This is a genomic window from Flagellimonas aquimarina (assembly GCF_003149745.1).
Lineage (GTDB): Bacteria > Bacteroidota > Bacteroidia > Flavobacteriales > Flavobacteriaceae > Flagellimonas > Flagellimonas aquimarina.
On sequence record NZ_QGEG01000001.1, the window covers coordinates 395,559 to 420,474 of the forward strand.

24 protein-coding genes and 1 pseudogene are annotated in these 24,916 nt (G+C 37.5%); 12 read left to right on the forward strand and 13 right to left on the reverse strand.

Annotation, left to right across the window (positions count from 1 at the left end; all coding sequences use genetic code 11):
- The first annotated feature begins 18 nt into the window (after positions 1 to 18).
- Positions 19 to 615, forward strand: a complete 597-nt coding sequence (locus DKG77_RS01730) for a GNAT family N-acetyltransferase (protein WP_109659594.1) — start codon at positions 19 to 21, stop codon at positions 613 to 615.
- Here the strand turns inward: DKG77_RS01730 and DKG77_RS01735 are convergent.
- The 5 genes from DKG77_RS01735 to DKG77_RS01755 all read right to left on the reverse strand — a co-directional run bounded on the left by DKG77_RS01735 (position 612) and on the right by DKG77_RS01755 (position 8,041).
- The gene (locus DKG77_RS01735; RefSeq protein ID WP_109659596.1) at positions 612 to 1,757 is read right to left on the reverse strand and encodes a glycerate kinase; all 1,146 of its coding nucleotides are present in this window, start codon (positions 1,755 to 1,757) and stop codon (positions 612 to 614) included. The genes DKG77_RS01730 and DKG77_RS01735 overlap by 4 nt on opposite strands.
- A gap of 11 nt (positions 1,758 to 1,768) precedes the next feature.
- Positions 1,769 to 3,373 (reverse strand): sodium:solute symporter family protein, encoded by a 1,605-nt coding sequence (locus tag DKG77_RS01740; RefSeq protein ID WP_109659598.1) that lies wholly within the window; start codon positions 3,371 to 3,373, stop codon positions 1,769 to 1,771.
- The gene (locus DKG77_RS01745) at positions 3,370 to 3,963 is read right to left on the reverse strand and encodes a GNAT family N-acetyltransferase (RefSeq protein WP_109659600.1); all 594 of its coding nucleotides are present in this window, start codon (positions 3,961 to 3,963) and stop codon (positions 3,370 to 3,372) included. Before DKG77_RS01745 ends, DKG77_RS01740 begins: the two co-directional genes overlap by 4 nt.
- A 10-nt stretch (positions 3,964 to 3,973) precedes the next feature.
- Complete coding sequence (locus tag DKG77_RS01750) at positions 3,974 to 5,290, reverse strand: MGH1-like glycoside hydrolase domain-containing protein (RefSeq protein WP_109659602.1); 1,317 nt, start codon at positions 5,288 to 5,290, stop codon at positions 3,974 to 3,976.
- 87 nt (positions 5,291 to 5,377) lie between these two features.
- Positions 5,378 to 8,041, reverse strand: coding sequence for a TonB-dependent receptor (locus tag DKG77_RS01755; RefSeq protein WP_109659604.1), 2,664 nt, complete (start codon positions 8,039 to 8,041; stop codon positions 5,378 to 5,380).
- A gap of 185 nt (positions 8,042 to 8,226) precedes the next feature.
- Here DKG77_RS01755 and DKG77_RS01760 point away from each other — a divergent pair, with 185 nt between their 5' ends.
- Genes DKG77_RS01760 through DKG77_RS01770 form a run of 3 tightly spaced genes read left to right on the forward strand, consistent with a single transcriptional unit; the run spans position 8,227 to position 10,522 of the window.
- On the forward strand, positions 8,227 to 9,252 hold the full coding sequence (locus tag DKG77_RS01760) for a LacI family DNA-binding transcriptional regulator (RefSeq protein ID WP_109659606.1): 1,026 nt from the start codon (positions 8,227 to 8,229) through the stop codon (positions 9,250 to 9,252).
- 38 nt (positions 9,253 to 9,290) lie between these two features.
- Positions 9,291 to 9,995 carry an SIMPL domain-containing protein gene (locus DKG77_RS01765; protein WP_243414789.1) on the forward strand — a complete coding sequence of 235 codons (705 nt, stop codon included), beginning with the start codon at positions 9,291 to 9,293 and terminating at the stop codon, positions 9,993 to 9,995.
- Between the two features lie 38 nt (positions 9,996 to 10,033).
- Positions 10,034 to 10,522: a DUF6265 family protein gene (locus DKG77_RS01770; protein ID WP_109659610.1), complete on the forward strand. Its 489-nt coding sequence runs from the start codon at positions 10,034 to 10,036 to the stop codon at positions 10,520 to 10,522.
- A 48-nt stretch (positions 10,523 to 10,570) separates the two neighbouring features.
- On the opposite strand, the gene DKG77_RS01775 is transcribed toward DKG77_RS01770, so the two are convergent.
- Together DKG77_RS01775 and DKG77_RS01780 are read right to left on the reverse strand one after the other, a co-directional pair.
- Positions 10,571 to 11,152, reverse strand: a complete 582-nt coding sequence (locus tag DKG77_RS01775; RefSeq protein ID WP_109659612.1) for a TetR/AcrR family transcriptional regulator — start codon at positions 11,150 to 11,152, stop codon at positions 10,571 to 10,573.
- Between the two features lie 37 nt (positions 11,153 to 11,189).
- Entirely contained in the window at positions 11,190 to 11,939 is a 750-nt protein-coding gene (locus DKG77_RS01780; RefSeq protein ID WP_109661375.1) for an SDR family NAD(P)-dependent oxidoreductase, read from the reverse strand.
- Positions 11,940 to 12,102: 163 nt separating this feature from the next.
- Between DKG77_RS01780 and DKG77_RS01785 the strand changes: the two genes are divergently transcribed.
- Genes DKG77_RS01785 through DKG77_RS01795 form a run of 3 tightly spaced genes read left to right on the forward strand, consistent with a single transcriptional unit; the run spans position 12,103 to position 16,195 of the window.
- Positions 12,103 to 15,249 (forward strand): VPS10 domain-containing protein, encoded by a 3,147-nt coding sequence (locus DKG77_RS01785; protein ID WP_109659614.1) that lies wholly within the window; start codon positions 12,103 to 12,105, stop codon positions 15,247 to 15,249.
- Positions 15,250 to 15,297: 48 nt separating this feature from the next.
- The gene (locus tag DKG77_RS01790) at positions 15,298 to 15,831 is read left to right on the forward strand and encodes a pentapeptide repeat-containing protein (RefSeq protein ID WP_243414790.1); all 534 of its coding nucleotides are present in this window, start codon (positions 15,298 to 15,300) and stop codon (positions 15,829 to 15,831) included.
- Between the two features lie 10 nt (positions 15,832 to 15,841).
- The gene (locus DKG77_RS01795) at positions 15,842 to 16,195 is read left to right on the forward strand and encodes a hypothetical protein (protein ID WP_109661377.1); all 354 of its coding nucleotides are present in this window, start codon (positions 15,842 to 15,844) and stop codon (positions 16,193 to 16,195) included.
- Between the two features lie 14 nt (positions 16,196 to 16,209).
- On the opposite strand, the gene DKG77_RS01800 is transcribed toward DKG77_RS01795, so the two are convergent.
- Entirely contained in the window at positions 16,210 to 16,680 is a 471-nt protein-coding gene (locus DKG77_RS01800) for a CBS domain-containing protein (RefSeq protein WP_109659618.1), read from the reverse strand.
- 121 nt (positions 16,681 to 16,801) lie between these two features.
- Here DKG77_RS01800 and DKG77_RS01805 point away from each other — a divergent pair, with 121 nt between their 5' ends.
- The 4 genes from DKG77_RS01805 (at position 16,802) to DKG77_RS01820 (ending at position 21,198) form a co-directional block, all read left to right on the forward strand.
- A complete protein-coding gene (locus DKG77_RS01805; protein WP_109659620.1) occupies positions 16,802 to 19,081 on the forward strand; it encodes a M28 family peptidase in 2,280 nt (759 codons plus the stop codon).
- Complete coding sequence (locus tag DKG77_RS01810; protein WP_109659622.1) at positions 19,074 to 19,883, forward strand: SDR family oxidoreductase; 810 nt, start codon at positions 19,074 to 19,076, stop codon at positions 19,881 to 19,883. The genes DKG77_RS01805 and DKG77_RS01810 overlap by 8 nt, the downstream gene beginning before the upstream one ends.
- A gap of 121 nt (positions 19,884 to 20,004) precedes the next feature.
- On the forward strand, positions 20,005 to 20,379 hold the full coding sequence (locus tag DKG77_RS01815) for a hypothetical protein (protein WP_109659624.1): 375 nt from the start codon (positions 20,005 to 20,007) through the stop codon (positions 20,377 to 20,379).
- Positions 20,380 to 20,502: 123 nt separating this feature from the next.
- Positions 20,503 to 21,198, forward strand: coding sequence for a hypothetical protein (locus DKG77_RS01820; protein ID WP_109659626.1), 696 nt, complete (start codon positions 20,503 to 20,505; stop codon positions 21,196 to 21,198).
- Between the two features lie 5 nt (positions 21,199 to 21,203).
- Here DKG77_RS01820 and DKG77_RS01825 read toward each other — a convergent pair whose 3' ends face one another.
- Positions 21,204 to 21,701: a nuclear transport factor 2 family protein gene (locus tag DKG77_RS01825; protein WP_109659628.1), complete on the reverse strand. Its 498-nt coding sequence runs from the start codon at positions 21,699 to 21,701 to the stop codon at positions 21,204 to 21,206.
- Positions 21,691 to 22,188, reverse strand: coding sequence for a hypothetical protein (locus tag DKG77_RS01830; protein ID WP_133248400.1), 498 nt, complete (start codon positions 22,186 to 22,188; stop codon positions 21,691 to 21,693). The genes DKG77_RS01825 and DKG77_RS01830 overlap by 11 nt, the downstream gene beginning before the upstream one ends.
- 64 nt (positions 22,189 to 22,252) lie before the next feature.
- Here DKG77_RS01830 and DKG77_RS01835 point away from each other — a divergent pair, with 64 nt between their 5' ends.
- Positions 22,253 to 23,200: an NAD-dependent epimerase/dehydratase family protein gene (locus tag DKG77_RS01835; protein WP_109659632.1), complete on the forward strand. Its 948-nt coding sequence runs from the start codon at positions 22,253 to 22,255 to the stop codon at positions 23,198 to 23,200.
- A 25-nt stretch (positions 23,201 to 23,225) separates the two neighbouring features.
- Here the strand turns inward: DKG77_RS01835 and DKG77_RS01840 are convergent, their stop codons facing one another.
- From DKG77_RS01840 to DKG77_RS01850, 3 genes and pseudogenes are all read right to left on the reverse strand, one after another.
- Positions 23,226 to 23,654: a cyclic pyranopterin monophosphate synthase MoaC gene (locus DKG77_RS01840; protein ID WP_109659634.1), complete on the reverse strand. Its 429-nt coding sequence runs from the start codon at positions 23,652 to 23,654 to the stop codon at positions 23,226 to 23,228.
- 4 nt (positions 23,655 to 23,658) lie between these two features.
- Positions 23,659 to 24,099, reverse strand: a complete 441-nt coding sequence (locus DKG77_RS01845; RefSeq protein ID WP_207785427.1) for a molybdenum cofactor biosynthesis protein MoaE — start codon at positions 24,097 to 24,099, stop codon at positions 23,659 to 23,661.
- Between the two features lie 462 nt (positions 24,100 to 24,561).
- Positions 24,562 to 24,870 (reverse strand): annotated as a pseudogene (locus tag DKG77_RS01850) (GIY-YIG nuclease family protein); the annotation flags it as partial.
- Positions 24,871 to 24,916: the final 46 nt, after the last annotated feature.

A 24,916-nucleotide genomic window follows, 5' to 3' on the forward strand; every position in this document is an offset into this window, starting at 1 on the left:
GACTAAAAGAGAAGTGGTATGAAAACATGGTTAAGTCCAGTTGTATTAGAAGGTAAATTGGTCAAACTAATTCCTATGGAAGGTTTCCACATACCCGATCTGTTAGCGGCAGCTGAGGATGGCAAGTTGTGGGAACTTTGGTATACCTCTGTTCCCTCATCAAAAACCATTAAGAGTTATGTAAATACCGTTCTTGATGAACAAAAGGCTGGACTGGCCATGCCTTTTGTTGTTCTGGACAAGAAGACCAACACGGTTATTGGTTCTACACGATATTTAAATGTTGATGCCAAAAACCGAAGGCTAGAAATAGGAGCGACCTGGTATTCGCAACGAGTTCAACGAACCGGTATAAATACAGAATGTAAGCATTTGCTATTAACCCATGCTTTTGAAAAACTTAAATGCATCGCCGTTGAGTTTAAGACACATTTTCATAATCACACATCACGGAATGCCATTCTGCGATTGGGCGCAAAACAGGAAGGAATTATTCGGAATCATAGAATCGATGACCAGGGAAATCTTCGTGACACTGTTATATTTTCCATATTGGATAGCGAATGGAAAGCGGTTAAAACCGGCCTGGAATTTAAAATGAGCAGGTCGTATTAATTCTTTTTAGCCATGCCACGTTTTAATAAACTGGCAAAATTAAAACTGGCCTTTTGCAAATTGGTATAACTATTGGCCTTTGCATCTTCTAAATTTCCTACGTGATTGATAATTGATACGGCGTAATCAAGTCCTAATTTTTGCAGCTCATCAATGGACATGTTTATAGAACCACAAAATGCTGCCACTGGAATATTTAGGGATTTTGCTGACTCAAGCACTCCATTAATAGTCTTTCCTGATAGGGTTTGATTGTCCATTTGTCCTTCTCCGGTAAGAATCCAATCTGCATCTATTAAGGCATCATTAAACTTGGCTATTTCCATCACCAAATCCACTCCAGAGGTCAAAATAGCTTTTAGAAAAACCAGTGCCCCTGCCCCCAGACCTCCTGCAGCTCCCGCGCCTGGGATGTTTTGAACATCAATCCCAAAATCCGAGTAGATGACATTTGCAAAACTTTTAAGTCCATTGTCCAAAAACTCAACTTCTTCATTGGATGCCCCTTTTTGAGGGCCATAAACGTGTGCAGCTCCATTTTTGCCATACAATGGATTGTTTACATCACAAGCAACTTTAAATTTTGCACTGGAAAGTTTCGAGTGAATTCCAGTTTTTATAATCTCTCTTACTTTAATCAAATTTTCTCCGGTTGGCTTCAACTTGTTTCCATCACCATCCAAGAATTTATATCCCAAAGCAGTTGCCATGCCCATTCCACAGTCATTGGTTGCGCTTCCGCCTATTCCAAGAACTATTTCTTTTGCGCCTTTGTTCAACGCATCTTCAATTAATTGCCCAGTACCAAAAGATGTGGTGCGCATGCAGTTCATTTCATTCTGTGCAAGCAATTTATAGCCAGATGCTTCGGACATTTCTATAAAAGCTGTCTTCTTATCGTTGGAAAGTAAGTATCCGGCATCTATATCCCTAAAAAGAGGGTCTTTGACCGTAACTTTGACTTCAGAAGCGTTTAAATAATGTTTTGCAACTTCTATTGTGCCATCACCACCATCTGCCAATGGTTTGTTTATGATGACCGCTTTTGGAAAAACCATTTTGATTCCACTGTCAACAGCTTCGCAAAACTGTTGCCCTGAAAGGGAGCCTTTATACTTATCGGGAGCTAATACAAACTTCATGCATATTGAAATTAACTAAACAGGTTGGGTAAACCTATGCTCAATATTACAATTAATAGAAAGAAACCCGCCAATATCAACACTTCTTTTTTACCCGAATAATAGACCACTTCCAAGCCTTCATTGGCTTGTCTTTTAATGATATAGCTTAACCCTAAAGCTACAATTATAGTGACCAAACAGCCAATGGCATTCCACCAAAACCAGAAAACCTCTGGTACGTACAGCCACAGATACATATTAAGCAAAACGCCAACCACAATACCTATGTTTGCTCCTAAAGCATGTGTCTTTTTAGTTAGAATTGCTAAAATAAAGGCAGCCAGTATTGGTCCGTAAAATACAGAGCTAATTTTGTTGATGACCTCTATTACGGTTCCCTCAATGTTACCTGCAAAGAAGGCAAATGACAAACATACCAAACCCCAAAAGAGCGATAACAAACGTGAATTCATTACATACTTTTTGTCGCTCATTTTAGGTCTGAATCTTTTTACAAAATCCTCCATGGTCACTGCTGAAAGTGAATTTACCGTAGAACTCAAAGAGGACATTGCAGCAGACATAATTGCCACTATTAGAATGCCTATGATTCCATTTGGCAAATAGTTAATGATAAAAACTGGAACCATTAAATCTGCTTTTTTTCCTTCCAAAGAGCTAATATTTGCTTGGTAAACGGAATCCATCATTTCTTGAAACCCAACATCCTGAAGCAATAGTGTCCCTAAAACAAGGCCCATGATGCAATATGTAAGTGTTAATGGGAACCTGAAAAGTCCGTTTGCCAGCAACAGTTTTTTTATGGTAGGCATTCCTTTTGCAGAAAGCAATCGTTGGGACTGTGTTTGATCAGTTCCGTAGTAAGAGGCATAAAGAAAAAATCCTCCTATAACCATGGGCCAAAAACCAAATTCGTCTCCTCCATCAGCATTGTTAAAACCCCATTTGGTAAAATCAACTGCAGTAATACGGTCTTGGTCTACATTAGTAAGAAAGTTTTCAAATCCACCCAACTCACTTATTCCATAGATCAGACATATAATGATTCCTAAAAATAATATGATCATTTGAATTACATCTCCCCAAATGACAGCTTTCATTCCTCCTTGGAACGAGTATACCAAAGTAATTACTCCAATTATTAAAATAGAAATCCAGAAATCCACCCCTACGGTAGCTTGCAGTATAAGGGCCATTGTATAGACCATAACACCTGTTGCTACAGAGCGGCTTACTTGAAAAACAAAGCTTATCAATAAACGTGAAGAGGCATCAAAACGTTGTTCCAAATACTCATATACACTGACAATTCCAGATTTATACAATGTGGGTATAACGGCAATCAACAAAAAAGCCATTGCCAAAGGCACACCAAACTCATATGTCAACCATTGTAGTCCACCTCCGTCTTTTAAACCCACAAATGCCGGTGCAGAAATAAAGCTTATTGCAGATAATTGAGTGGCCATTGTTGAAAGGCTTAATGGCAACCATCCCATGCTTCTACCACCCAAAAAATAGTCGCCAGAACTTTTGTTTTCCTTAAAAAAGTAGCCAATCCCTAAAAATCCAATGAGATATACTATAATGATGATGTAATCTAAATAGTTCATAATCTGCTTTTTAAGTTTTTCTTTTTGTTCTCAAGCCATTCCTGTTTAAGAATACCCAGCAAAACAGCATCTGATCTTCCCTTGCCATGGATAGAAGGGAAAAGATTTCGGATTTGCCCTTCTTTGGTACAGCCCACACTCTTCATAGCCGCAATGCTAACTTTGTTTTCTGAGTGAGCACCCAATCCAACTCTTTCTAAACCAATTTGGTCAAACGCAAATTGAAACATTAGGTATTTGCAATTCTTGTTTACCCCCGTTCCTCTAAAATCCTTTCCATACCATGTGTACCCCAACCTAATTATATTTAAGTTTTCCTGATAATCGAAAAAACGTGTGCATCCTGCATAGCATTTTTTCATTTTGTCATAGACTGCAAAAGGATATCCACTTTTTTTATCTCGATCAGCAATAGCTTCAAGGATGTACTTTTTAAAATCCCCGCTGCCATCTGACTTTCCTAAAAAATAGGTCCATAAATTTTTTTCTCTTGAAATTTCCCACAGCAAATCCACATGATCTGCTGTCAACGGAATTAACTTTACTCTATCATTTTCCAAAACATAATCCTTAGTAAAGTCAAGTGTCATTATCCACGGCTTAAGATTCTTCTTTTAGAAAATCTATCAATAAAGCAGCGCTCCATGAGAAATTATCTCCCCCATATCCACTTTTTTCGGCATCTGGATTGGCCTTCCTAGAATCGAAATATTCAAAAAAACCATTGTTTTCAACAAGCTCAAGGGAGTCATTTTTAACCCTTTGTCCAAGCTCGTCATATCCATACCTTTTTAGTCCATGATAAAGCATCCAGTTCATATTAATCCATACTGGGCCCCTCCAGTATTTCTTTGGATTAAATTTTTCATGTGTTGGATCAAAAGACGCGCATAGGTATCTGTCTTCACCTCCAAATTTTTGAATCATAGTTTTTACCAAACGTTCTGCCATTGCTCTATCTGGCGCGCCTGAATAAAGCGGGGTAAAAGATGAAGAAGAGATATATGGTATTTGCCTATTGTTCCTTAAATCGAAATGTAAATAGGCTCCAAGTTCTTCATTAAATAATTTAGCATTCAGACTTTGAATACTCTTTTGCTGTTTGGATTTTAAATATGCAATCTTTTCATCATTCCCGCCCAACAGTTTATAGAGCTTGATCAACGCTTCATTAGATCTTATCAAGATGGAGTTAAAAAGTGGGTCCAATACCAAAAAAGGAGAGTGTTCGGCTATTTTGGCATCATCATAATTGTATTTCTTTGCAACATCAATAATATATAAGTAATGGTCATACTCCCTTTTTGAAGGACGCTGGGAAGCATCAACATGTGATGTATCCCTTCTTTCAAATTCATATTCAGGAGGATCCATGGTCAACCAAATATCGTCCCACATGGGGGAATTATCCGTGCCTGACTCCCAATTGTGATATATGTAAACAAGGCCTTCATTGTTCCAATCCCGATTTTCATAAAAGTAAACGTGATTTTCATAGACCTTATCAATTTGCTTACTTATGAATTCCAGCATCTCATCACTTCCTTTGTCAATCTCTAAAAGCCTTTCTAAAATAAAGCCCATTACAGGAGGTTGAGTCATTCCCGTGGAACGATATTTTTTTGAAGATTGAGGATGAAGGTTTGATTGATGGAAATCAGGTCCGGGAAAATAAGAATCGCTGTCCGTATGAAAAATGATATGTGGAATAAAACCATTTTCCCATTGTGCATCTAGCAATGTTTCAACTTCAATTTTTGCCTTTTTAAGATCATAATGTGCAAAACCCAATGCAATAAAACCAGAATCCCATTTCCATTGAAAAGGATAAAGCCCTTTACTAGGAATCGTAAAACCGCCATCTTGAAAGTTATCTTCTAACACCTTAATGGCTTTATTAATTAATTTATCTCTCATAAACAGAATATAAAAACATATTGGCGGCTGTCACCACCAATATGTTACATGAACAAGAAAACTAACTTAAACTATATTTTTTATCTGCTAAAAATTAAATGTAGCGGTCAGGAAAAATCTTCTTGGAAGGATTGGACGACCAAAGAAAAAATCTTGATTTCCAGCTTCACCAGCCACTCCTGCCCTTGGATTTCCTTCTGTAATACCATCACTATCAAATAAATTAAAGACCGAAAAACCAAGCCTTACTGAATTTTCATCCGTTGTATTAAATGTATAACCTGCTCCCAAACGTGCAATGGTTATGGCGTCCAGTTCCACATCATTAATATCTGAAGTAAACTTTTTTCCAGTATGGTTCAAAGAGAATAAGGCATCAAACTCTCTATTGTCATAGTTCAGTCCCAATGTACCTAATAGATTAGGTTGCCTTGCCAATTCGTTACCCTCATTGGTTGTTGTTGTTCCTCCATTGACCAAATCTTCCTGAATATTTTTGGTGATTTCATGATTTTGATAAGTAGCGGTTCCTTGCAAACTAAGGTCGTCTGTGAATCTATAATTCCAAGTAGCTTCTACACCAAAAGTTGAAGTATTCTGTTCTGTTCTTGTTTGGTCCACCAATAAACCTCCTACAATAGCCTGGTTAATTCGAATTCTATCCTTTAAGCTTACATAATAGGCAGCCGCAGAACCAGAGAATTTTGAGGTGCCAAATTTGGCGCCAGCCTCAAACTGAATAATGTTTTCTGAATCGTAATTTGATTCACGAATACCAGGGACCGGAGCAAAGCTTCTTATTTGAGGAAAGAAAAAGCCTCTTGAAAAGTTTGCGTACAGATTAGTGCTTTCAGAAAGTTCATATAAACCAGCCAAAGATAAAGCCCAATCAGAAGCGCTTATGGTTGCCCGAGTAAAGCTTCCATCAGCAAAATTCACATTCCTAAGATCATCTGTAAGCTCTGTGTTATCATAGAGTGTTGACTCAACAATACCTCCGTTACTAAAAGTTCCTTCTGTGGATTCATATCTGAAACCAACATCAAAACGCCATCTGTCAAAAACCATTTCATCCGTTAGGTAGAAAGCGGTTCTATTCTGATCCAGAAATCTATTTGATGTCATTCCAATTCGATTGGTAAGACCTCCTTCAGAAAAGATTACATTGGCACCGTTTTCATCAGTATAACTTAGGTTGACCAATCTAGGATTGTTATTGAATTCTGATAACACTCTATATTGATAATTCACATCTTCCGCTTCAGTTCTGGACAAAAATGTACCTGCTGTGAAGTTATGGATGCCATCATTTGAACTTAATGTGAGCGATGCTTCTCCTGAATAATCAGTCATTGGTCGCAGTCTATCAACGTGCAGATTATCTACAACCAAATCAGAACCACTTATCTGCGCATCACCACCACCTTGATAGGTTGCCACAAATCCTTGGTTGTTTTCATCCACACTGTTTACATAGTTGTTTAGTGAAATTGGATTTCCATTGTTCCCATTCCCTCCAACATATAGTGCAAAATTATGCTCGTAGTTAGCATACCTTACCTTGGATTTGAATCTTAGATTATCTGAAAAGTTATAGTTGAAATCTCCCATAACATAACCCCCTTTTGTAAAAACACCGTCTTCAATAGGGCTTTCATAAACACCTCCTGCTGTTAAGAAAGAGGTTTCTTCCAACTCTCCAGACAATAACTGCTCTACAGGTTGCCCATCATTCCCATCTATTCTTTCTCTTGATGCACTTAGCGGCAATGGCAAGAAGAATTGTGCCCTGTCGTTTATAAATTGGGCGTGAACCGTAAATGAACCATTCTCAAATCTCTTTTTAATATTTCCACGGAATTGAACCCCTCTTGTGGCCAAACCAGTATCGATTGGACCATCATCTGTTCTTACAAAACCGGTGAAGGCATAAAAGGTATTTGAGTCTTCTCCGCCAAGTCTACCCCCGCTATAAAAATCTGTTTTAAACCTATCACCATCTCCCCATTCAACATTTATTATATTACCAGGGTTTGAATCTCCTGTTTTGCTCGTGTAATTGATAATACCGGCTACAGATCCTGCGCCATATAATATTGCTGCACCACCTCTAACAAATTCAACGCCTTTAAATCCAATATCCGGTCTTGCGTATACATCATGAGCTGATGAGTTCAATCCAAATGAGCTTATCAAAGGCATTCCATCATATTGAAGAGGATTAAAAACATACTGCCCACCTGAAGGAAGTCCTCTAACGAACAAGTTGGTCGCTGTTTCACCACCACCACCTTCAGCAGTAATACCAGGAACGCTCCTTAATATATCTGCTTGGCTATTGGCGGATAACTTGGTGATTTCTGCCATTTTCTTTGAGCTAATTGATAGTGGTGCCTGTTTCTGTGATCTAAACGTACTCGAAGCAGTGATTACAACCTCATCTAATTGCTGACCACTTTCTTGAAGCACGACATCTAACGTGAGCGCTGATCCATTTAAATCTACCACCTGTTCTGATGACGTAAATCCAATAAAAGATATCCTAATGGTTTGACTTCCACTTAAGCTAGTGGACAACAAAAAATTTCCATCAAAATCTGTAGTAGTTCCCTCTGTGGTTCCCAGTATCAAAACATTGGCCCCTAGAATTGGGACCCCTGAACCGTCTTTTACATTTCCTGTAATCTCCGTTTGTGCAAAGCTTGTTCCAAAGCAGCATAGCACAATTATCGCAAAGAATAAGTTTTTCATAATTGTTTAGTTATTAGTGAAACATTTTTTGAGTTAGATTATGTTTTTAGTAATTATTGATTAAAATTATTTGAATCTTTTAATCGTTTGCCTGATTTTTTGTCATTCCTTTACGCAAACGTTTGCGGAAACGTTTGCAATGGCAATTATTTTCTTTGTCAATCAGTAGTTTTAGTTTTGAAGACATGCAAAAGAAACGCAACATCACTTTAAAAGAACTGGCAAAAGCACTGGAACTTTCAATTTCCACAGTCTCGAGGGCATTGAACAATCATCCTGACATTAGTGAACCTACAAAAGAAAAAGTTCAAAAACTCGCTGAAAAACATAACTATGTACCAAATCTATTTGCAAGTGGTTTCAGAAGCCATAGAACTCATATTCTTGGAGTAATTGTACCTAACATCTCGCACTACTTTACCTCTACCATATTAAAGGGGATTTTGGAAAAGGCCGAGAATTCCGGATATAGGGTAATCATATCGGAATCAAAAAACGATGAAAAAAAGCAATCTGAAATGCTGCAGACCATGATGCAATTTGGTGTAGATGGTATTTTAATGGCATTATCAAGAAGAACAAAATCCATAGATGACATTCTCAAAATCGTAAATAGAATCCCCTTGGTGATGTTTGATAAAGTCTCTGGAAAAATACCTTGCACGCAAGTGGTCATTAATGAAGAGGAAGCAGCCTATAATGCAATTGAACACCTCATCAACATAGGAAAACGAAGAATCGCCATTATTAAGGAAACTGAAGGATCATTTAATTCTGAAAAAAGGTTCGAAGGTTATTTAAGAGCTCTTAGGGAACATGACCTCCCTATTGATGAAAAAATTATTCTGAGTACCGAAGACATTTCGTTGAGCAAAGGTAGAATGATGGCCAATGTTTTATTAAGTCTTAAGAAAAGGCCCGATGCCATATTCGCAATTACAGACAGTGCGGCCATTGGGGTAATTAAGGCATTGAACAAGTTCAAGGTAAACATCCCAGATGAAATTGCCGTTGTTGGTTTTAGTAACTCGGTTAACTCAACTATCATTAGTCCGTCTTTGTCCACAGTCGATCAGCCTGGACATCAAATAGGGCGGACGGCAGTAAAATATCTCATTGAAGAAATTGAAAACCCAAAAGAAGATTTGGTTACAAGAACCATTGAGATAAAGACCAATCTCATTGTACGGGATTCCTCTTTTAAAGTGTAATTTTGTAGGAGAAAGATTTAGTTAATTTAAACTTGGCCATGATGAAAAAAATTGTTGTTACTTTTATTCTAACCTTTGTATTAACCTCTGTAATGGGACAATCGAAAAACTTCTTGGATATACCTTATCTTGAAACATCTGCAAGAGTGGATACACTGGTCACACCAGATAAAATTTATTTGAACATCACCATTAAAGAAAAGGACTCCAAGGGCAAGAAGTCCGTTGAGGAGCAGGAAAACAAGATGGCCCAGAGTCTAAAAGCTTTAGGAATTGACCTTGACAAGCAACTGGTCATCAAGGATCTTAGTAGCAACTTTAAGAAATATTTCTTAAGACAGAAAGACATTCTAAAAAGCAAACAATATTCATTGGAGTTATATGATGGCCAAACAGCGGGAAAAGTTATGGTTGCATTGGAAAGGCTGAACATAGCCAATGCCTATCTAGAAAAAACAGAGTATTCCAAAATGGATGAATTAGAATTGGAACTAAAATCCAGGGCAGTTAAAAAAGCCAAAAAGAAGGCTGAAGCTCTAACGGCTCCTTTAGGGCAAAGTGTTGGGGCGGCAATTCATATTTTGGACACTTCTACTCCATATTATCCAAGATACAATCAAGCACCTCGTATGCAAATGAAAACCATGGAAATGGATATGGCAGAAGCAGAGCCTCTAGATATTGGGTTTGAAAAAATTAAGGTAGAGACTTCTGTAAATATAAAGTTTGCATTGTCCGAATAACCTGTTTTCATTCGTCATTATACCAAAACCAGGTATCCATGAAAACTATATTATTCCTACTTCTTTTCAATATTACATTACTTCAGGCACAAAAAACCTTTCAACTAAATGAAGGTCAAAAGTCGCCTAAAGGAGACTTGGAACAAGTTTCTTGGATTACTGGTCATTGGCGCGGTGAAGCATTTGGTGGTATTTCTGAAGAAATATGGAGCCCTCCATTAGGAGATTCCATGATGTTCGTTTTCCGATTAATTAATGAGGGCAAAGTCTCTTTTTATGAAATTGGGCACATTCGCCAACTGGACACTACACTAATAATGCAGTTGAAACATTTTCACGGAAATCTTAAAGGATGGGAAAGCAAGGATAAGACAATAGATTTTAAGCTGATCAAACTGGAAAAACACAAAGCATATTTTGAGGGGATTACGTTTGAACGTGTTAATGAGAATGAAATCAACGTTTATGTGCTGGTAGAAGATTCAGGCAACTCAGAAGAAGTTTTGTTCAATTACAAAAGGTTCTGACAAAAACTATTAGCATGATCACTAACTCGAGCTGTTTACTTTGATTGACTAGTCAAGCACGGATAAGCCGGCTTGGACCATTAGGTTTAGCTTATCTGAATCTGAGTCTACTTTTGCCAAAACTCGAAGTCCACTATATAGGGCAAAAAACATTAGCCCAATGCTCTCAGCATTTTTTGAAACATCAATTTCTCCATTATCGATTCCTTTTTGAAGGTAGTTGATGAAAAGGGACTCAATATTCGTCTTATTATCACTCAAGACCTTATGTATTGCCTCATCGCCGGGAATAAGTTCTGTAGTGGTATTGACCACAAAACAGCCTTTGCGAGCTTGATCTGTTTTTGCCTCGTCAATGGCCATATCAAAGAGCTTTTTTAAACCTGCCCGAACAGAATCTTCTGTATCAAAAATTTCTTTGAGAACATTGCCTGTTTTACTTCTATATTCTTTAAAAGCCCTATTAAACAATTCTTCTTTGCCCCCAAAAGTGTCATAAAGACTGGCTCTGTTGATTCCTAAATGAGACACTAAATTTTGAATTGAGGTGGCATGGAACCCTCTTTCCCAAAAGAGCTCCATTGCCTTTTTCAATATTTCTTCTTCATTAAATTGTTTTACTCTTGGCATTATTTTGGAATAATTGTTCCAAATTTATTGAAAAAAATTATACCTGCGCAAGACCTCCATCAACAGGAATCTCCGCTCCAGTAATATAGCTACTATCGGCAGATGCCAAAAATAAGGCGGTGGTAGCCACCTCATCTGCACTGCCAAACCTTCCAAGTGATACCATGGATGGAAGACCAGATGCCATTTCATCAATATTTTCCTGAGGCGCATTGTGCTTTACATAAAGCGGTGTATCTATGGGACCTGGAGCTATAGCATTAACTCGAATTCCCTTAGGGCCGAATTCGCTGGCCAATGTTCTGGTCAAAGAACGTAAAGCTGCTTTGCTTGATGCATAAGCGGCCATACCTACAAATCCTTTTACATTTACAATGGAAGTATTGAAAATAATACTGGCACCTTCATTCAAGTCATTGTAAGCCGCTTTTACCGTAAAAAGTGGCCCTTTAACATTAATGTTATGTACTTCATCAAAGATTTCTTCCGTAAGCCCATCTATAGTTTCCACTCTGAAAATTCCTGCATTCAAAAAGAGTACATCAATTTTTCCAAAAGTATCAACTGCAATTTTAATCAAATGCTCGCTATCAGCAAGACTGCTTGCTTCCGCCTTTACTAAAAGATAATCTCCTTTTAATTCAGTTTTTAAGGCATCCAGTTTTTCTTGACTCCTCCCTGTCAATACCACCTTCGCGCCTTCTTCTAAATAGCGTTTTGCAGTTTGAAGACCCATGCCACTCGTGGCACCGGTAATTACAGCCACCTTGTTTTCCAATTTTTTCATGATAATAATTTTGATTATTAGATTTCTGTTTATTTTGGAATGTTCATTCCAGTACAAACATATAAATAACAGAACGATTGTTCCAAATAAAATTCAATCTTTATCTTTTTGTTAACATTCTGTTTGGGTTTTGTATCTTCCCAGAAGCTAAATCAAATCAAAAATGAAAGCACTTCAATTCTTCCTTGCCCTTGTTTTACTCGTATCCTTTAACAGCGAAGCTCAACGTAGAAAAAAGAAAAACCCTTTACCTTCCATAGTTCTTAATGACTCAATGTACCATGGCCTAAAATGGAGAAATATTGGTCCGTTTAGAGGTGGTAGAAGTGTAGCATCCTCTGGAGTTGTAGGTCGGCCCATGACCTACTATATGGGTTCCACTGGAGGTGGTATTTGGAAAACTACCGATGATGGTATTACCTGGAAAAATATTTCAGATGGTTTTCTTAAAACAGGAACGGTGGGAGCAATTGCTGTTTCTGAAAGTAATCCCAACATTGTTTTTGTGGGGATGGGAGAACACGCCGCTAGAGGTGTAATGACGTCTATGGGTGATGGTGTTTACAAATCTACAGATGCTGGAAAAACGTGGAAACATTTAGGACTCGACGAAACACGCCATATTTCTGATGTGGTTATTCACCCCAAAAACCCAGATATAGTTTTTGTAACGGCGCAAGGAGCTCAATATGGGCCTTCAAGCCAAAGGGGAGTTTACCGTTCCTTGGATGGGGGCAATACATGGGAAAATGTACTTTTTGTTGATGAAAATACTGGAGCCTCTTCTTTGTCAATGGATATGACCAACCCATTGATTCTCTATGCCGCTATGTGGGAACATAGACGTTACCCTTGGAAAATAGAATCTGGAGGTGAAAACTCAGGATTGTATAAATCTACCGATGGCGGTACTAGTTGGAAAAAACTTAAGGAGGGGCTTCCAACAGCTTTTGGCAAAGCCGGAATTTCAGTTTCGCGAGCAAATGCGGACAGAGTTTTTGCAGTTATTGAAGCAGAAGGAAAAAAAGGGGGTGTTTACCGGAGTGATGATGCTGGAAAAAAATGGACCCAAATCAATTCAAACCGAATCAACATAGCCAGATCTTGGTACTATATGGAGATTTTTGCAGATCCGCAGGATGAAAATGTGGTCTACGTATTAAATGCCCCGGTTACAAAATCAATTGATGGAGGCAAAACTTTTGCTCCCCTACCCACTCCTCATGGAGACAACCACCATTTGTGGATCAATCCATATGACAATTCCAAAATGATCAATTCTAACGACGGAGGTGCCAATGTTTCAAATAATGGCGGCAAAAGTTGGAGCACACAACAAAATCAACCCACCTCGCAATTTTATAGGGTAATTACGGATAATCTGGTGCCCTACAATGTCTATGGAGGGCAACAGGATAATTCGGCCATTGCAATAGCAAGCAGAACCAATGATAATGGGATCGATTGGAAAGACTGGTATTCCGTCGCTGGTTGTGAAAGTGCCTTCCTTGCTTTTGACCCAGATAATCCAGAAGTGGTCTATGGCGGTTGTTATCAAGGTATTATTGAAAAATGGGTACGTGCTTCCAGAGAAGGAAAAGCTATAAAAGAATACCCTGAACTTGGCCTTGGCAAGGTGCCAAAAGATTTCAAGTTTAGATACAATTGGAATGCACCAATTATAAGTTCCTCTCATGATAGAAATACAATATACCATGCAGGAAATGTTGTTTTCAAAACTGTGGACGGTGGCCAAAGCTGGGAGGTAGTAAGTCCAGACCTTACAAGAAACGAACTGGAAAAACAAGGTGAAGGAGGCGGCCCATATACCAATGAGGCAGCTGGGGGAGAAAACTATAATACCTTAATGGCCCTAGTTGAATCACCACACGAACAAGGTGTACTTTACGCTGGCAGTGATGATGGTCTAGTTCATGTCACTAAGGACGGTGGTGCCAATTGGCAAAATATTACCCCCCCTAATTTACCTGAAGGGATTATCAACAGTATTGAAGTATCTCCACACGACCCTGCTACGGCATACATAGCCGTGATGCGTTACAAATCCATGGACTTAAAACCCTATATCTTTAAAACCAGTGATTACGGCAATACTTGGACCAAAATCACCAATGGAATAGTGGACAAACATACATTTGTTCGTGTGGTCAGGGAAGACAAAAAACAGAAAGGACTGTTATATGCCGGTACAGAAACAGGACTATATCTCTCTTTGGATGATGGTTTAAATTGGCAACCTTTTCAATTAAACCTTCCTGTTGTACCTATAAATGACCTTACCATTCAGGACAATGATCTGGTAGCGGCCACTGCAGGGCGGTCCTTCTGGATTTTGGATGATTTAGGGGCAATACAGAACAGTTTGGACACCTCGGAAAAACTAAAAATTTACAAGCCAAAAGATACCTATCGCATCTTTGGTGGAAGTCCTGAAAAACCAGTTCCAGGTTTGGGTCAAAATCCAAAACAGGGTGTGACTTTTGATTATTACTTACCAAAAAAATCAGACTCCTTAGATCTTAAACTTGAAATCCTTCATAATGGAAAAGTCATAAAAACGGTCAGCAATACAAAGCCAAAAGATTTTAAATCATGGCCGGGAGGTCCACCAAAGTCCCCTGTTTTGTCTTCAAAAAAAGGGCATAACCGTTTTACTTGGGATTTTAGCAAAGAGCAGATTCCTTCAATTGATAAGGTTTTTGTTTTTGGCAACTATAACGGAGCAAGTGTTGCGCCAGGGGTTTTTATGCTAAGACTTAGTTTAGAGGGCGAATCAGTGGAAACCGAAGCTGTTATTCTACCAAACCCAAAAATTAAAGGTGCCAAAGCGGATTACGAAGAACAACAAAAGGCATTAAATGAAATAGAAAGCGCCATATACTCCATGCATGAAGCCGTTAACCAAATGCGCTCTGCCAAGGCACAACTAAAAAGCTACGCCAATTTGCTAAAAGAGAACGAAAGCGCAAGTGAGCTCTTAAAGGTTGGCGACTCCTTGATCAAACGAATTAAGGTGTGGGAAGAAAACCTTATTCAACCAAAGCAAAAAACTTTTCAAGATGTCATTAATTTTCACAACCAACTAAATGCAGATTTCATGCATTTAAAGGGATTTATAGATACTGCAGAGCCTAAAGTGACAGAGGGAGCCAAAGAGCGCCTGAGAGATCTTTTGAATCAATGGAAAACATTTGAAAATGAAAAGAACGCCATTGTAAATACGGAGATGGTCAAATACAATGAGCTGTACAGTGGACTTAAATTGCCGGCGATATTATTGAAAGATTAATTCTTAAAAATGCAACAATCTTTTATCGCCGATCAAAAATTTAAGGGTATGGATTACACAAAAAACAGATTGCCCAAGGCGGACTATGAAAACTGTATTTTTGAAAATTGCAAGTTCTCAGATAGTTATCTAGACAATCAAAATTTTATGGAATGTGAATTCATAGAATGCGATTTAGGGAACGCAAACGTAAAAAACACCATCTTTAAGGAGGTGGTTTTTAAACGATGTAAATTGATTGGCCTCCATATTGAGGATTGCAACGATTTCCTAATGTCTTTCCAATTTGAAAACTGCAATTTAAATCTTGCATCCTTCTTAGGTATGAAACTTGCCAACACAAGATTTACTGAATGCAAATTGGTGCAAACAGACTTTGCGCAAGCGGATTTGACGAAAGCACTTTTCTTAAATTGTAATATGGAAAATGCCATCTTTCAACATACCGTTCTAGAAAAAGCTGATTTAAGCACTTCATTTAATTTTAATATTGACCCCGAACAAAACAGACTTAAGAAGGCAAAGTTCAGCAAAGACAACCTAAGAGGTTTATTGAAAAAATACGATATTGTAATTGAATAAGGCGCCCATTATGTTGGAAAAAAAATGTCTAGAATGCGGTGAAAAGCTCCTCGGCAGAATAGATAAAAAATACTGTTCTGACCATTGCAGAAACACCTACAACAATAGACTAAACAAGGATAGTAAAAACCTAGTAAGAAATATAAACAATAGGTTGCGCAAGAACTATCGTGTACTCAATAGCTTTCCTTTAAAAGATGGAAAGACAAAGACCACCAAAATGCGGCTTATGGATAAAGGTTTCGATTTTGAACACATCACAAATCTATACACCACAAAAAAAGGAACTACTTACTATTTTGTGTATGATCTTGGATATTTACCCTTAGACAACGACTATTATATGATTGTAAAACGTGAATAAAAAAGTGGTTGGGACTATTTCCAGTTTTGCGCACTTAGCTTCAAAGCTGCAATAACAATATCTTTCCGACTTATTTGCCCTACAAGAATATCATTTTTCATAACAGGCAATCTACGTCTTTTATGTTTGTCAAAAACACCTGCCGCATCAAAAATACTCATGTCATGAGGTATGGTTTCCACATTTTTAGTCATGTAGCGTTCCACACTTTTATCTAAAATTGGCTGGTTAAAGTACCTACTCTCGGAAATTTGTTTCATACAATCCGCTTCGGAAATAATTCCTACCAAAAAACCATTCTTGTCCATAACTGGTCCCCCAGAAATATGGTTTTTGGCAAATGATTCCATTACAGCCAAAATGGATTGTTCCGGTGAAAAAGTAACTAACTTCTTTGTCATATAGTCTTCCACAAGTATAGGAGCATCATATTCTTTCTTTGAGGCCCCTTTAGATCTAACGCCTTGAAAACTCTTGATTGCCATATCGTTACTTTTTGGGTTGATTAATAAATATAGGGAATTTTAACGAATAATTTAAATTTTATAGGACAAACCTGCGAACCTTTCATAATTTTATATTTTTACATGCCAACTTAATCAGACTATGAAGTTTTCAAAAACAATTGCTTTTTTACTGCTCATTTTTGCAGTGTATTGGAGCTACAAAGCTTTAATGCCAACATACCATAGTGATCAGGACAGTGCACTGCAATCCTTTTCTACGGATAGGGCTTTGGTCCATGTCGAGAACATTGCCAAAGAACCACATGCAGTTGGTTTTCCAGGGCATGCAAACGCAAGGGGCTACGTTATATCCGAACTTAAAAAACTTGGTTTGGAAACCACAACTCAAGAAGGATACACTGCTGGTGATTGGGCAAACCTTAGCAAGGCTACAAACATATTGGCCAAAATTGAAGGTTCCAGTGAGGGCAAGGCACTTCTTTTATTATCTCATTATGACAGTAACCCCCATTCATCTTTTGGTGCCAGTGATGCCGGGAGTGGAGTTGCGACCATCCTTGAGGGTATTCGAGCATTCTTGGCAGAAAACAAGACTCCAAAGAACGATATTATAATACTAATTACCGATGCCGAAGAATTAGGCCTTAACGGAGCTGACCTTTTTGTAAATAATCATCCATGGGCAAAAGAGGTAGGGCTCGTTTTAAATTTTGAGGCACGAGGAAGCGGTGGGCCAAGTTATATGCTTATAGAAACCAACAGAGGTAATGGAACCCTTATAGAAGAGTTTACAAAGGCGAATCCCAAATACCCCGTAGCTAACTCATTGGCTTACAGCATCTACAAAATGTTGCCCAATGATACAGATTTAACCGTTTTCAGGGAGGATGGTGATATTGAAGGCTTCAACTTTGCGTTTATTGATGATCATTTTGATTATCATACGGCTTTAGACACTTACAAAAGGTTGGATAAAACCTCTTTGGCACATCAAGGCAGTTATCTAATGCCCTTGCTAAATCATTTTAGTGAGGTTGATTTAAACAACCTGAAAAGTCAAGATGATTTCATTTACTTTAACCTTCCTTTCTTTAATTTGGTTTCATATCCATTTGAATGGATTTGGCCCATGTTTGGTATTGCGGTCATTGCATTTGTACTACTTCTTATAACTGGTTTTAAGAAACAGAGACTTAATTTAAAAGATCTTTTTGGAGGTTTTATACCTCTGTTAGTCACTTTGGTCATTAATGGCTCATTGGGGTACTTTAGTTGGAGTGCATTAAAATGGTGGTACCCTGACTATAATGATATGCTTCATGGCTTTACTTACAATGGACATACCTATATTTTGGTCTATGCATTTTTGTCCTTAGCCGTTTGTTTTTGGGTTTATCATAGATTTAGAAAAATCAGCACACCCAATCTGCTTGCAGCCCCCATTTTGTTATGGTTGATTGTATGTGGCATGGTTGCTATTTATTTAAAGGGAGCTAGTTTTTTTATTATTCCCTTGTTTGGTATGTTGGCGGCTTTTATGGTAACAATCAATCAAGAAGAGCCCAATCCTTTCTTATTGGTTTTTTTAGTACTGCCAGCTGTATTTATTCATTCCCCTTTTATAAAAATGTTTCCTGTTGGTTTAGGGTTAAAAATGATGGTGGCAGCTACAATTTTCACTACCCTGCTTTTTTTCTTGGTACTGCCATTTTTTGGACAGCTAAAAAACAAAGATCGCTTTGCCTATTTATCGGTGTTTTTATTTGCAGTGTTTAGTATTTCGGCGCATATCAAATCAGATTTTAACGAGAAAAGACCAAAACCAAGCAGCCTTTTGTACGTTCACAACGCAGATAAAGATTCTGCAATTTGGGCAACCTATGATTATAGACTCATAGATTGGAACGGTCAGTTTATAGGAGGTAAAAAACGAATACCTAAGGCTGGAGAGTACAAAACCCTTCCCAGTAAATATCGCTCAGAATTCACCTATGTAGCAGATGCCCCTAAAAAGGCCATAGCCGCGCCGTGGATTGATACACTTAAAGACACCATAATTGGAAATGACCGTGTTTTAGAATTATGCGTTACCCCAAAAAGACATGTAAATCGATTAGATATTTACACCAATCCTATAAAACTGAGTTCGGCAAAGGTCAATAACTTCCAACTTTCAGACTATTTCCTGGAAAACCGAAAAAACAGATTGATCACGCATTACATTACAGACAATGATTATACAGAACTGGTGCTAAGTTTTCCCAAAGATCTAGTGCTAGAACTTACATTTTATGAGGCTTCTAATGATTTATTGACTAATACCGCTTTTACAGTACCAGAAAGACCCAAAAATAGTATTCCAATGCCTTTTGTCCTTAATGATGCCATTTTGGTAACCAAAACAATAAAATTTGAATGACACAATAGGCGTATTGGGTTGTGGTTGGCTTGGATTGCCTTTGGCCAAGTATTTAATCACTCACAAATATGAGGTTTATGGAAGTACTACTTCCGAAGAGAAAGTAGTGTTTCTTCAAAAGGAAGGGATCCGTGCTTATCAGATTTCATTATCCGCTGCTGGAATCGATGGAGATATCAAAGATTTTTTGTCCAATATTGATATTCTTATCATTAACCTTCCCCCAAAATTAAGAAGTGGTAATCGAGAAAGCTTTGTAGAGAAAATAAAACAGCTTTATTCAGAAATCAAAACAAGCAAGGTTCTTAAGGTCATTTTTGTAAGCAGTACGGCAGTTTATGGAGATATAGACGGTGATGTAACCGAATCAACAGTACCAAAACCTTCTACTGAATCTGGTAGACAACTGTTGCAATGTGAACAACTCTTTCAACAAGATAGAGATCTGGATACTACTATTGTTCGCTTTGGCGGTTTGATCGGACCCAATAGACACCCTGTTAATATGCTGTCCAAAAGACAAAATCTTACAAATGGAAGCAATCCCATAAACCTCATCCATTTAGATGATTGCATTCATATGTTGAGCACTATAATTGCAAACAACTATTGGAATCAAATATTCAATGGAGTATATCCTTTACATATAACAAAAAAGGAATATTATACCTCAGAAGCATTAAAAAGAGGCGTTTCTTTACCTGATTATGAAGACAGTTCTTCAGGTAAGAATAACAAAGTTATTATAAGTAAGAATTTTCTAGATAAAAATCATGGTTTCCAGACTTCACTTCTTTCTTGATTGACCACAATAAAGCGGTTCTTCACAACAATTAAGACAATTTTAAGTTAATTAATTAACTGATTTTTAATTGGTTATATGCCTCAATAGTATCTTTGTGATAGTTTAATTTATTAATGTCATGGGAAATTCAAGATTAACAACAAGAATCTTGATGGAGATGGAGAATTTGATTACAAAAAGTAGTACAAGAGAAAACATAACCTCAAGATTTCAAGACTTACATAAGTCAATTCTGCGAAAGCATTACAATGCTGCAGATGTAGATATAGATTACGATAGACATCGGATAAAAATGGATGTGGTATTAAACGACCAAGAATATGATCCAAAAACCATTAATATTGTGGTTTCCACAATTCCTGTCAACCTTTTTTATAAGGATCTAAGTGCTTTTTTAAAATCCTGTTTGCTAAAAGATGTAAAAAGTCTGGCATTTTATGCAAGTTTGCTCAAACACCATACAGATAAAGATATTTCGATGATGGCACTTTAAAAGGAATACCATTACTACAAAAAGGATGTATTAAGTGCTTTTTTTGTTTTTGATCCTTATAGTATTCTTTAACAGGATAATACCAATAATTTTTTTAGTTTTGGCGCACTAAAGCCAAGATAGATGAAAAAGATTGTTTTATTGTTGCTATTGTTCATAGGTTTCAATGGTATTTCACAGACCAAAAATGAGCTTTTAGCGCATTATGAGGCATTTTACAAAGAAATGCGATTACAAGGAGATGTTAGCGGTGTTATCAACTCTTTGACACATTTAAATGTGCTTGCACCCTCTAAAGAACGTAGAGATACATTGGCCTTTGTCTACATGAACAACAATCAGCATATGCAGGCTTTGAACACTATCGGAATTGAAAAGAAAGATGATGATTCTGATTTAGCCGTGCAGGTCAAGGCAGTTTCTTTAAAAGCTTTGAACCAGCCCAAAAGAGCATTGGAACATTTTGAAATACTTTTTGCTCGTGTTCCATCTGCGTATTTAGCTTACGAATTGGCAGACCTTAATATTCAAACCGGAAACAATGAACGCGCCTCTGTCAACATTGAATATGGTATTGCCAATGCCAAAGATGATATGAAATATGCCTTTTATGAAAGACAGCAGCCATACGAAGTTGCCTTAAAAGCAGCTTTTTATCACTTACAAGGACTTGTTGCGTACAACAACGACAAAAACAATATTGATAGTGCAATCGCCTCTATTGATGAGGCCCTTAAAATTGATCCAAACTTTAACTTGGCCAGTTTAAGCAAACAGGCATTGGAATCAAGAAAAGAAAAACCCGAGGGACAAGAATAAAGAAGTTATTTCTTTTTAAGATCAAGAAGCATTAAGCTATCCTTTTCTTTTTTAATTTGAATTAACTCCGCAACGTTTTCGTTGGGTACCGCAATAGAAAGTACATAATGGGCAATCTTCCATTGCCCATTTTCTTTTTTCATTACTCCAGAACCTCTGCAAAGTTTCATTTGCGTATCCAATAGCTCATCAAACCAAGCAAAGTCTCCGGCTTTGTTCATGTAGACATTTCGTTCCACAGCTGTAAAGCTCCATGCTTTCCCCTTATCAAAATATGGTTTGGAAAATTCTTTAAAAGCCGCATTTTGCCAATTTTCAGTTGCGTCTGTGCCAATAAACACACCATCATCGGTCATTTTACTAAAATAAGAGTCAAAATCAGCATTTGACGCAGCAAGATGCCAATCATCCAATACTTTGTTTATGTTTTCTTTTTCGTTATTCTGTGCTTTAATAGTTACCGCTAAAAGCAATAACAGACCCAATATACTTTTACCCTTCATTTAAAATCAATTTTGTGTCCAATTGGCTATTGACAAGAACATTGAACTGTTTACGAAATGCATTGTAAGTTTCCAACATCTCTATAGTTGTTTGTGTGGCATCCCTATTGTCCAAAACATCAGCTTTTACTTTTAGCATGTAGGTTTTAAGAACCCGTTGCCTACTTTTGATCTGAAACTTATCAAACACCTCTGGGTACTTTCCCTTTTCCAAAAGTTTTTCCTTTTCAATAAGATCATCAATGGCCAAAATTAGATCCTCATTGTTTCTGGCTTTGTATAAAACATCAAAACTACTGGACAAATTTTTAAACTCCACCCATTCTTCAACAATCACCGTTGCCTTTGGGTTTATAGTGAGTTTTTTAGGCATTTTTTGATAATTGAAAACAAGTTCATCATTTCCAATATCCAAAGGGGAATCTCCATTTTTTTTACAACCCATCAAGATTATAAAAAAAGCCAAAATGCATGATAATTTTCGCATAGGCGAATGTACAAATTTTAATAAAAGCTATATTTACCAATTAACTAGATTAACTTCATTTTAAATGCAAAAACCCATTCTCATTCTTGGCGCTTGTGGCCAAATTGGCACGGAACTTACCATTGAACTAAGGGCTAAATATGGTTCTGAAAATGTTGTGGCCAGTGATATTAGAGAAGGTAGTGAATCCTTAATGGCTTCTGGTCCTTTTGAGTTGTTGGATGCCACAAATTACGAGGCCATTGAAGACGTGGTCATGCATTATGAAATTGATGAAGTATACTTAATGGCGGCCATGTTAAGTGCCACCGCTGAAAAGTTTCCCATGAGGGCCTGGAATCTAAACATGAATTCCTTATTCAATGTCCTTAATCTAGCAAAAGACCGAAAAATAAACAAAATCTTCTGGCCTTCCAGCATTGCCGTTTTTGGTCCTAATACTCCTAAAGAGCATACGCCACAAAACACAATTATGGAGCCTAGTACCGTTTATGGTATTAGCAAACAATCTGGCGAGCGTTGGTGCGAATATTATTTTAATAAGTTTGGAGTGGATGTACGTAGCGTACGATATCCAGGGCTAATTAGTTGGAAGACCATGCCTGGTGGAGGAACTACGGACTATGCTGTAGAAATATATCATGAAGCATTGAAAAAAGGAACTTATTCCTGTTTTTTGAATGAAAGCACCAAATTGCCCATGATGTATATGGATGATGCCATTAGGGCAACCATAGGTTTAATGGAAAGTGATCCTGAAAAACTGAGTGTTAGGTCCTCATACAACTTGGGAAGCATGAGTTTTGCTCCAAAAGAAATAACACAAAGCATTCAAAAGCACATTCCTGGTTTTAAAGTGACCTATGCGCCAGATTTTAGGCAGGAAATAGCTGATTCATGGCCAAGCAGTATCGATGACACCACTGCAAAAAAAGATTGGAATTGGAAACCGGCATTTGATTTGGACAGTACCACGGGAGAAATGCTAGATAATTTGAAAAAGACTTCCTAAGAAGAACATGCTCTTCTTACGGACACTATTTGTTTTCAATATCGGACTTCCCGCCCGTCTTTTTGAACAACTTTATAAGATGTATTTCAACCCCCTTATCAATGGGTTTTAGCATATCGTACATATTAAGTGCTACCACACTTGCACCGTGCATGGCCTCAACCTCAACTCCAGTTTTGTAAAAGGTTTTTACCATGATTTTTATTATGATGTCAAGACCATCTATTTCGTAGTCTATTGCGCAATGTTCAACTGGTAAAGGATGGCAATCTGGTAATAGATCTGCTGTTTTTTTAACACCCAAAAAACCGGCTGCTTTGCTCATAGCAAAGACATCTCCTTTGGGTACAGTTCCTTTTTTAATGGCATCTATGGTCACCAATGAGCTTACTTTAACAATTGCTTGGGCAACTGCTGTTCTATAGGTGGACTGTTTCTGTGTAATGTCAACCATTATCTTAGGTATTTACTTTCCATTGATAGGAATCATCTTCAAAAAGTTCTTTTCCAAAAACAGGCACATGGGCCTTTATTTCTTCAACTACGAATTCCAGCGCTTCAAATGCTGTTCTTCTATGGGGGGAAGAGACAAAAACAAAAAGACATATTTCGCCAACACCTACTTTTCCCAAACTATGATAGATATGCATGCAAGTGATGTCAAATTTATCAAAGGTCTTTTCCCTTATCTCATGAAATTTTAAGTTGGCCATTTCTTCATAGGCAGTATATTCTATGGCACCTACAGTTTTACCTTCAATTTTATCCGCGCGTACCTGACCTAAAAAAATATCGTGCGCTCCAATCTGGGTTTTGGATTGATGTTTTTGGATAGAACTTGCTATAAAGTCAGGACTTATAGCACCTTTCCTGAATACATTCTTTATTTTCTTTTCCATAGAAAATGAATTTATGCTAAGGTAGCTAAGAAAGTTGAAAGCTAAGAGTGAGGAAAGAACAATCTCTAACCATTTTAGTGCGGCTTTTTTAACGTATTATCCTTATTATTTTTAGATTTCTCGTCGCTGCGCTCACTCGAAATGACAATGGAGGGTTCTTAGTCATTACGAACGCATGTGAGAAATCTCACCGTGGTTTTCTCAGATTTCTCAATCCATGCTACGCATCTCATATCGAAATGACACTGTTCCTCTTTTTGTCATGCCGAACAGAGGTGAAGAATCTCATTACCCATTTTAGATTTCTCATCGCTGTACTCACTCGAAATGACTTTTCCCTGTCGTTTCGAACCGAATAGAATGAGCGTGAGAAATCTCACCGTGGCTTTCTTAGATTTCTCAGTCGTCACACTCCTTCGAAATGACAGGTGATTTTGTGTCATTTCGAGCGAAGGGAGAAATCTATATCACCTGATGATTTAAAAACTCCCAATCTGGATTAAAAGAAGTTATCAATTTATTCTTTTTCTCCCTACGCCATTTTTTGAGTTCTTTTTCTCTTTGGATTGCCGTTTCTATATCTTCAAAACCCTCATAATACACCAGATAATAACAATTGTATTTTCCCGCGAACGATTTTTTAGCGTTTTGACTGTCAAAATAGTGTTGGGAAAGCCTTTTTTGGATGTTATTGGTAATACCTATATAAAGTGTAGTTTTATTTTCATTGGTAGTAATGTAGACAAAGTAGGCATGGAACATGAATAAATATAGCTGTTTTAGATTTCTCCATCGCTGCGCTCACTCGAAATGACAC